The 7,975-nt window shown below is 60.9% G+C and carries 10 protein-coding genes; 2 read left to right on the plus strand and 8 right to left on the minus strand.

Going from position 1 to position 7,975, the window contains the following annotated elements; translation table 11 throughout:
- Window positions 1-74: 74 nt before the first annotated feature.
- From Q0562_RS00020 to ruvX, 5 genes are read right to left on the minus strand one after another with little or no spacing between them, the layout of a single operon-like run.
- Window positions 75-1,343 carry a methyl-accepting chemotaxis protein gene (locus Q0562_RS00020; RefSeq protein ID WP_298639493.1) on the minus strand — a complete coding sequence of 423 codons (1,269 nt, stop codon included), beginning with the start codon at window positions 1,341-1,343 and terminating at the stop codon, window positions 75-77.
- A gap of 13 nt (window positions 1,344-1,356) precedes the next feature.
- Window positions 1,357-1,887, minus strand: coding sequence for a chemotaxis protein CheW (locus Q0562_RS00025; RefSeq protein ID WP_298639495.1), 531 nt, complete (start codon window positions 1,885-1,887; stop codon window positions 1,357-1,359).
- The gene (locus Q0562_RS00030; RefSeq protein ID WP_298639497.1) at window positions 1,884-2,243 is read right to left on the minus strand and encodes a response regulator; all 360 of its coding nucleotides are present in this window, start codon (window positions 2,241-2,243) and stop codon (window positions 1,884-1,886) included. The genes Q0562_RS00025 and Q0562_RS00030 overlap by 4 nt, the downstream gene beginning before the upstream one ends.
- An 11-nt stretch (window positions 2,244-2,254) precedes the next feature.
- Complete coding sequence (locus Q0562_RS00035) at window positions 2,255-2,632, minus strand: response regulator (protein ID WP_298639500.1); 378 nt, start codon at window positions 2,630-2,632, stop codon at window positions 2,255-2,257.
- A gap of 52 nt (window positions 2,633-2,684) precedes the next feature.
- Window positions 2,685-3,110, minus strand: a complete 426-nt coding sequence (gene ruvX, locus Q0562_RS00040; RefSeq protein ID WP_298639503.1) for a Holliday junction resolvase RuvX — start codon at window positions 3,108-3,110, stop codon at window positions 2,685-2,687.
- Window positions 3,111-3,257: 147 nt separating this feature from the next.
- On the opposite strand from ruvX, the gene trxB reads away from it, so the two are divergent.
- Both trxB and lpdA read left to right on the plus strand, forming a co-directional pair.
- Window positions 3,258-4,208, plus strand: a complete 951-nt coding sequence (trxB, locus tag Q0562_RS00045; protein ID WP_298639506.1) for a thioredoxin-disulfide reductase — start codon at window positions 3,258-3,260, stop codon at window positions 4,206-4,208.
- A 52-nt stretch (window positions 4,209-4,260) separates the two neighbouring features.
- A complete protein-coding gene (gene lpdA, locus Q0562_RS00050; protein ID WP_298639509.1) occupies window positions 4,261-6,009 on the plus strand; it encodes a dihydrolipoyl dehydrogenase in 1,749 nt (582 codons plus the stop codon).
- 61 nt (window positions 6,010-6,070) lie between these two features.
- On the opposite strand, the gene Q0562_RS00055 is transcribed toward lpdA, so the two are convergent.
- Genes Q0562_RS00055 through dut form a run of 3 tightly spaced genes read right to left on the minus strand, consistent with a single transcriptional unit; the run spans window position 6,071 to window position 7,728 of the window.
- Window positions 6,071-6,739 carry a response regulator transcription factor gene (locus tag Q0562_RS00055; protein ID WP_298639512.1) on the minus strand — a complete coding sequence of 223 codons (669 nt, stop codon included), beginning with the start codon at window positions 6,737-6,739 and terminating at the stop codon, window positions 6,071-6,073.
- A 16-nt stretch (window positions 6,740-6,755) separates the two neighbouring features.
- On the minus strand, window positions 6,756-7,268 hold the full coding sequence (locus Q0562_RS00060; RefSeq protein WP_298639515.1) for a hypothetical protein: 513 nt from the start codon (window positions 7,266-7,268) through the stop codon (window positions 6,756-6,758).
- 1 nt (window position 7,269) lies between these two features.
- Complete coding sequence (gene dut, locus Q0562_RS00065; protein ID WP_298639517.1) at window positions 7,270-7,728, minus strand: dUTP diphosphatase; 459 nt, start codon at window positions 7,726-7,728, stop codon at window positions 7,270-7,272.
- Window positions 7,729-7,975: the final 247 nt, after the last annotated feature.

Genomic DNA, 7,975 nt, shown 5'->3' on the forward strand with positions numbered 1-7,975 from the left:
GCCATGAAAACTCCTGTACCCGGTTAATGGCACAAAACCCAAACCATTTATCGTATGTATCTTTTAATAACCGACTAATAACCGACCGGCAGTTTAAAGCCGGAAACGGAATTTTTCAGTTCCTGGGACAGCAGGCTGAGATTCTCGATGGAATCGGAAGTTTTGACGACGTTTTCCGTGGTGGTAACCGCCATCTGGTTGATTTGCGCCATGTCGCTGGCAATGCCTTCCGCCATGGTGGAGACTTTGCGCGTCGAATCGGATACTTTTTCAATCAGTGAGGCCAGCGAGGTGGATACGTCTTCAATTTTGCTGAGCGCCGTGCCCGCTTCCTCGGCAATATTCGCGCCTTCCACCACTTCTTTGGTGGAGCGTTCCATCGAGGCCACCGCCGCGTTGGTGTCGTTCTGAATGGTTTTGACCAGCCCTTCAATCCGCTTGGTGGCGTTCGACGAGCGCTCCGCCAGACGTTGCACTTCGTCGGCGACAACCGCGAAACCGCGTCCCGCTTCCCCGGCGGAGTTGGCCTGGATGGCGGCGTTGAGCGCGAGGATGTTGGTCTGGTCGGCAATGCTCTTGATGATTTCGACGATGTTGCCGATTTCCTGCGAGCTTTCGCCGAGGCGTTTGATGAGCGTGCGGGTTTCCTGGATGTTGCCGCGAATATTGTTCATGCCGTTGATGGTATTGCGCACTTGCTGCGCGCCTTCGCGGGCGATACTCACGGAATTGTGGGCAATTTCCGCCGAATCGCTGGTGCTGATGGCGACGCGATCCAGCGAGCGCACCATGTCGCCGATAATTTTAGTGATGGTATGAATTTTTTGCGCCTGCTCGGTGGACGAGCTTTGCATCTGCTCGGCAATCAGGCGGGTACTGTTGGAGGCGTTCGAGACCTGGGTGGAAGTGCGGTTGATGGTGCCGACCAGTTCGCGCATGGATTCAATCGCGTAGTTGACAGAATCGGCAATCGCGCCGGTGAAGTCTTCGGTGACTTGCGCTTCGACGGTCAGGTCGCCGTTGGAAAATTCCGCCAGTTCGTCCATCAGGCGCAAAATGGCGTCCTGGTCCCGCTTGGCGCGGAACTCGGCCTCGGTGGAAACGTGCTGGATTTTGGCATATTGCGCATCGACAAATTTATACCAGAGAAATCCTGCCAGGGCGGCGCAGACAATCATGGCCGGCAGAATGGTGCCCAATAAAGCACCGCCGCCGAGATATTGTTGAAACAGGCAAAAGAGTGCCAATGCGGCAGCGATACCCGAACAAGCCAATGCGGCAATGCGAAAAGTGTTGCCGCTATTGCCTTCGGCAGCACTTATTCTGTTTCGTGAATTCAACATAAATCACCCGATATTATTGTACATTTTGAATGAATGAAGCATCCGTCACCAGATTCTTCAAGTCGATACGCAACCATTGGCGTCCATCCATAGCGGCCTGTCCATCCAGCCAATTGCGTGAGGATTGATAGGAAGATACTTCGCACGAGCGGATACCCTGAATGCTGTCCACTTTGAGGATATAGCCCTGTCCTTCATTGTGCAGCACGATAAAGCCGCTTCTGCCTTTGCTGCTTTTCACGGCGGGATCGACGAATCGCTTGAATTCCACTACGGAAAAGACTTCACCGCGAATGCCGGCCAGTCCCAGCAACCAGGCGGGGGTAAACGGCAGCGGGGTAATATCCTGGATGGTGGTGGAGACTTCCTGCACCATTTTCATGTCCAGCAGATAGCATTTGTCCCCGGCGGTAAAGGCCAGATAACTTTCACCGATGGCATGGTATTTATCGACAATCTGTTTGCGGGCTTCGGCTTTTGCCACATAATCGCAAAGAATGGCGAAAGGCGTGGGTTCCGTGCCTTTGGCGTTTTCGTTACTCATATCAGTGACCGGATTTGCGCCAGCAATGCTTCTTTTTCCGGCGGTTTGACAAAGTATTCGCGTGCGCCGTTGCGCAGCCCCCAGGCCCGGTCACTTTCCTGATCTTTCGTGGTCAGCATGATGACGGGGATTTCGCGCGTTTCCGGGTTGCGCATCAGTTTGCGCGTCGCCTGGAAGCCGCTCATGCCGGGCATGACCACATCCATCAGGATCAAGTCGGGGCGTTTTTCTTCCGCCACCTTGATGCCCTTGTCGGCGGTATCGGCCCACAGCACGCTGTACCCTTCGCTTTCCAGCATGACCCGCACGACTTCGGCTTCGGTCGGCGAGTCATCCACAATCAGAATCGTAGCCATCGGGATGTCCTTTATTTGACGTGCGTACGGATTGCGTTCAGCAATTCATCACGCGAGAACGGTTTGGTCATGAAGTATTCCGAACCGGCAATCCGCCCGCGCGCCTTGTCAAAGATGCTGTCTTTACTGGAAAGCATCAGCACCGGCGTTTTCGCAAATGCGGCGTTGCTTTTGATGACGGAACAGACTTGATAACCGTCCAGGCGCGGCATCATGATGTCGAGAAAAATCAGATCCGGCTTGAACGACATGACTTTGGACAGGGCGCTGAAACCGTCTTCGGCGGTGGCTACGGTGTAGCCTTCCCGGCTGAGGATGGCTTCGGCGGTTTTCCGGATCGTGCCGCTATCGTCCACCACGAGCACTTTCACGGATTTATTATCAGACACGCGAACTCCTTAATTTTCGCTAATACATCAGACATAGAATAACGGATTGTCATCAAAATTGCGACGACTCCATGCTACTCCCCCCGTTGCCCGCCGCCAGCCAGTCTTCCGCAATGACCACGGCGGCCATGGCGTCAACCTCTTTGGCATCCGGCAGGCGTGCCCGCGCTTCGTGCGAGCTCAGATACTCATCAGAAAAATACACCGGCAGGGCGAACGCCTCGCGGCACTTGCCGGCAAGGCGGCGGATGGCGGGCGCCAGCGGATGCTCCTTGCCGTCGCGCAGTTGCGGCCAGCCGATGACGATGGCCGATACCGACCATTCCCTCACCCAGGCGGCGAACTGGGCGGCTTCGAGCGTCGCCGCCGGATGACGGATGACCGCGAGCGGGCGGGCCGTCGCCGTCAGTGTTTGCCCGACGGCGACGCCGGTTTTCCGTCGACCTACATCCAGGGCGAGAATCCATTTGGCAGCCATACCGCCTCCTTCACAAGCCTGTCGCAGCATGATGCACATTAACTTTGTGAAATGCAAGCGTAATATTCATGCCATGCTTTGTCCATAAATGGAAAAAAGCGCCCGCATCCCCATATCACCCGCTCCCCCAATATTTAAGGAATCCCCATGACCCCGGTCAAAGTACTCATCATCGGTTCCGGCCCTGCCGGATACACCGCCGCCGTCTATGCCGCCCGTGCCGGGCTGGAACCCGTCCTTATCGCCGGGCTCGAACAGGGCGGACAGCTGATGACCACCACCGACGTGGACAACTGGCCCGGCGCGGCAGACGGCATCCAGGGCCCGCAACTGATGCAGAACATGCTGGCACACGCCGAACGCTTCCAGACCACCATCGTGCGCGACATCGTGACCGCCGTCGATTTCGCCACCTACCCGTTTACCGTGACCACCAGGGGCGACAGCTATGCCGCCGAAGCCGTCATCATCGCGACCGGGGCAAGCGCCAAATACCTCGGCCTGCCTTCAGAACAGGCTTACAAAGGGCGCGGCGTCTCCGCCTGCGCCACCTGCGACGGCTTCTTTTACCGCAACAAAGCGGTGGCGGTGGTCGGCGGCGGCAATACCGCCATCGAAGAAGCGCTTTACCTCGCCAACCTCGCCTCCCACGTTACCCTCATCCACCGTCGCGACGGCTTCCGTGCCGAGAAAATCATGCTCGACCAACTGCACGCCAAAGTTGCCGCCGGCAACATCACCCTGAAACTGAATGCCGAACTGCACGAAGTCCACGGCGACAACGCGGGCGTTACCGGCGCAACCATCCGCTATAAAAACGGCACGGATGAAACCCTCGCCGTGGACGGCATCTTTATCGCCATCGGCCACAGCCCGAATACCGCCCTCTTCGCCGGCCAGCTCGACCTCGACAACGGCTACATCACCATCTGCGGCGGCGACCACGGCAACGCCACCCAAACCTCCGTCCCTGGCGTTTTTGCCGCAGGCGACGTTACCGACCAGACCTACCGCCAGGCCATCACCTCGGCGGCAAGCGGCTGCATGGCGGCGCTGGATGCCGAGCGCTTCCTCGCGGAAAAGGCACTAAGACAGTGATACAATCGGCCACCGATAAATTTCGTTAATCCAGCCAAACATTGAGGTAATCATGGCAACACAACCTATCGTCGTCCCCGACCTTGGGGACTTTTCCAACGTGGACATCATCGAAGTGCTGGTCAAAGCCGGGGACAGCGTCAAAAAAGAAGACTCCCTCATCACCCTCGAAACCGACAAAGCCTCCATGGACGTGCCGGCACCTGCCGACGGCGTCATCGCCACCCTCACCGTCAAAGTCGGCGACAAAGTCTCCGCCGGCGACACCATCGGCACCCTCGACATCGGCGGTGCCGCCGCCCCTGCCGCTGCCGCCCCTGCTGCCGACAAACCCGCTGCTGCTGCCGCCCCCGCCGCAGCAGCACCTGCAGCCGCCGCCGGCGGTCCCGCAGGCGCGGTGGACATCCTCGTCATCGGCGCCGGCCCGGCCGGTTACTCCGCCGCCTTCCGCGCAGCCGACCTCGGCATGAACGTTACCCTCATCGAACGCCACAAAACCCTGGGCGGCGTCTGCCTCAACGTCGGCTGTATCCCGTCCAAGGCTCTGCTGCACGTCTGCGAAGTCGTCGAAGAAGCGCACAGCGTCGCCGGCAGCGGCATCACCTTCGACGCGCCGAAAATCAACATCGACAGCCTGCGCAAACACAAAGAAGGCGTCATCAACAAACTCACCGGCGGCCTCGCCGGCATGGCGAAAATGCGCAAAGTCAACGTCGTGCACGGCACCGCCAAATTCGCGGGCAGCCACGAAGTCACCGTGACCGACGACAAAGGCGCGACGCAAACTATCGCCTTCAAACAATGCATCATCGCCGCCGGTTCGCGCAGCATCAAACTGCCCTTCATGCCGCAGGATGACCGCATCATCGACTCCACCGGTGCGCTCGCCCTGCAAGACGTGCCGAAACGCCTGCTCATCGTCGGCGGCGGCATCATCGGCCTCGAAATGGCGACCGTGTACGCCACCCTCGGCTCGAAAGTGGACATCGTCGAAATGGCCGATACCCTGATGGCGGGCGCCGACAAAGACCTCGTCAAAGTCTGGGAAAAACGCAACAACCACCGCTTCAACAACATCATGACCGGCACCAAAACCGTTGCCGCCACCGCCGAAAAAGACGGCATCCACGTTACCTTCGAAGGCAGCCAGGCACCGACCGAGCCGCAAGTCTATGACCGCGTCCTTGTCGCCGTCGGCCGCAGCCCGAACGGCCACCAGCTCAACCTCGAAGCGGCAGGCGTGTACGTCAACGAACGCGGCTTCATCAAAGTGGACAAACAAATGCGCACCGCCCAGCCGCACATCTTCGCCGTCGGCGACATCGTCGGCCAGCCGATGCTCGCGCACAAAGGCGTGCACGAAGCGCATGTGGCCGCGCAAGTCGCCGCCGGCGATGCCAACAGCTTCTTCGACGCCCGCGTCATCCCCAGCGTGGCCTACACCTCGCCGGAAGTCGCCTGGGTCGGCGTTACCGAACTGCAAGCCGCCGCGCAAAACCTCGACGTGCGCAAAGCCGTCTTCCCGTGGGCTGCCTCCGGCCGCGCCCTGGCAAACGGCTGCGACTACGGCTTCACCAAGCTCGTCATCGACAAAAACACCGACCGCGTCGTCGGCGGTGCGCTGGTCGGCCCGAACGCGGGCGACATGATCTCCGAACTGGCGCTCGCCATTGAAATGGACGCCACCGTTGCCGACATCGCGCTCACTATCCACCCGCACCCGACCCTCGGCGAAAGCATCGGCATGGCTGCCGAAGTGGCCGAAGGCACCTGTACCGACCTGCCGCCGCAGAAAAAATAACGGCGACAACCGCAAAAGCCCCCGCTTGGGGGCTTTTTTTTGTGCCCGGGCGGATGTGCGTTCAGTCCTGCCGCTTGCCGACGCACCAGCCGACGCCGCGCACGTTTTTAATGCTGTCCGCCCCGAGTTTTTTGCGCAAGGCGTGGATGAGATAGTCAATGGCGTTGCTTTCCACTTCTTCGCCCCAGCCGTAAGTTTTGTCTTCCAGCTCGCCGCGCGAGAGGATGTGGCCGGGGCGCTGCATCAGCGCATGCAGGATGGTGTATTCGCGTGCAGTGAGGGTGATGGCGGTGTCGCCATCCAGGCGGCGCGCTTCGCGGGTGGCGGGGTTCAGGCTCAATATGCCGTTTTCCAGCAGGCTGTCGGCGCTGCCGCTGCGGCGGCGCTGCACGGCGCGCATCCGCGCCAGCAGTTCCGCCATCTCGAAGGGCTTGATGAGATAGTCGTCCGCGCCGCCGTCGAGGCCGCGCAGGCGGCTGTCGAGATCGTCGCGGGCGGTGAGGATGAGGATGGGCGCGGCGCTGTCGCGGCGGATGCCGGCCAGCACGCCCAGCCCGTCTTTTTTCGGCAGGCCGAGGTCGAGCAGGATGCAGTCGTAGGACTCGCTGACGGCGGCGCGGAGCGCCATATCGCCGTCCCTGACCCAGTCCACGGCGTAGGCGGCGTCTTTGAGCCCGGCGACGACGGCTTCGCCAATCATGCGGTCGTCTTCGGCAAGCAGGATGCGCATGGGTTCTCCTTAAAGATTACAGGGTGCTTTGCCCTTTGCCGGCGACGCATTGCACTATCCAGTCGGCAAAGTGGCGCCACGCCGCTTCTTCGGCGTAGGTGGACGGGGCGGCGGCGTCGGGGATGAAGATGTCGAAATCCGGCGCGGGGCGGCTGGTGTCGAAGCCGAACCAGTCGCCCATCGCCTGATGTTCGCCCACGACGATGAGGCGGCCGCTCTGTGGCGCGGGTGCGTCGGGCGGCAAGGCGGCGAGTTCTTCGGCAAGCAGTTCCCGGTAGTAGGCGTTTTGGGCGCGCAATTCGGCGGCGTCGTAGAAGACGACCGGCCAGTCGTCGTCGAAGTAGGCACCGCTGCCGCAGGTGGCGATGAAGCGGTAGTAGTCTTCCGGCAGGGCGTTTGCGGTCACGGCGCGGATGTCGGCCAGTTCGGCGGCGTCGGGGAGGCGGGTGGTGAAGTGCCAGCGTTCGCCGTGCTGGGCGGGGTCGTTGATGGCGGCGCGCAGGGTGCGCAGGGCGGTGGCGTAGTCCATGTCAGTGGCTGCCGGTGTGACCGAAGCCGCCGGTGCCGCGCGCGCTGGCGGTGAAGTCGCCGACAAGGTTGAGCGCGGGGCGGACGACCGGCTGGATGAGCATTTGCGCGATGCGCTCGCCTAGGGTGATGGTGTAGGCGCTGCGACTACGGTTCCAGAGCGGGATTTTCAGCTCGCCCTGGTAGTCGCTGTCGATGAGGCCGACGAGGTTGCCGAGGACGATGCCGTGTTTATGCCCCAATCCTGAGCGCGGCAGGATGAGGGCGCAATAACCGGGATCGCCGATGTGGATGGCGAGCCCGGTGCCGATAAGCGCGTCCGCGCCCGCGTCGAGGGTGAGGCTGTCGCCGGCGAAGACGGCGCGCAGGTCCATCGCCGCGCTGCCGGCGGTGGCGTAGGCGGGCAGCGGGATGGTGTCGCCGAGGCGGGGGTCGAGGATTTTCAGGTCGAGACTGTGCATGGGGGTTCCTTAAAATATCCGGGCGGGGCGGCTATCTTAGCGGTTCGCGGCTTGTTTTTGCGCGGGCGAATCCGCAATCTGCGGCGCGGCGGTTCTGCCGCCGTAATCCATTCTTTTAAGGAGTCATGATGAAACGTACTTTATGCACCACCCTGTTTCTGGCCGCCGCGTTATCCGCTTGCGACGGTAAAAGTGATGACGGCGAGGCGCAAGCGGAAAATGCCGCTGCCTCCGCTGTTACCCCCCC

It is taken from the genome of uncultured Cardiobacterium sp. (genome assembly GCF_938028825.1).
Lineage (GTDB): Bacteria > Pseudomonadota > Gammaproteobacteria > Cardiobacteriales > Cardiobacteriaceae > Cardiobacterium.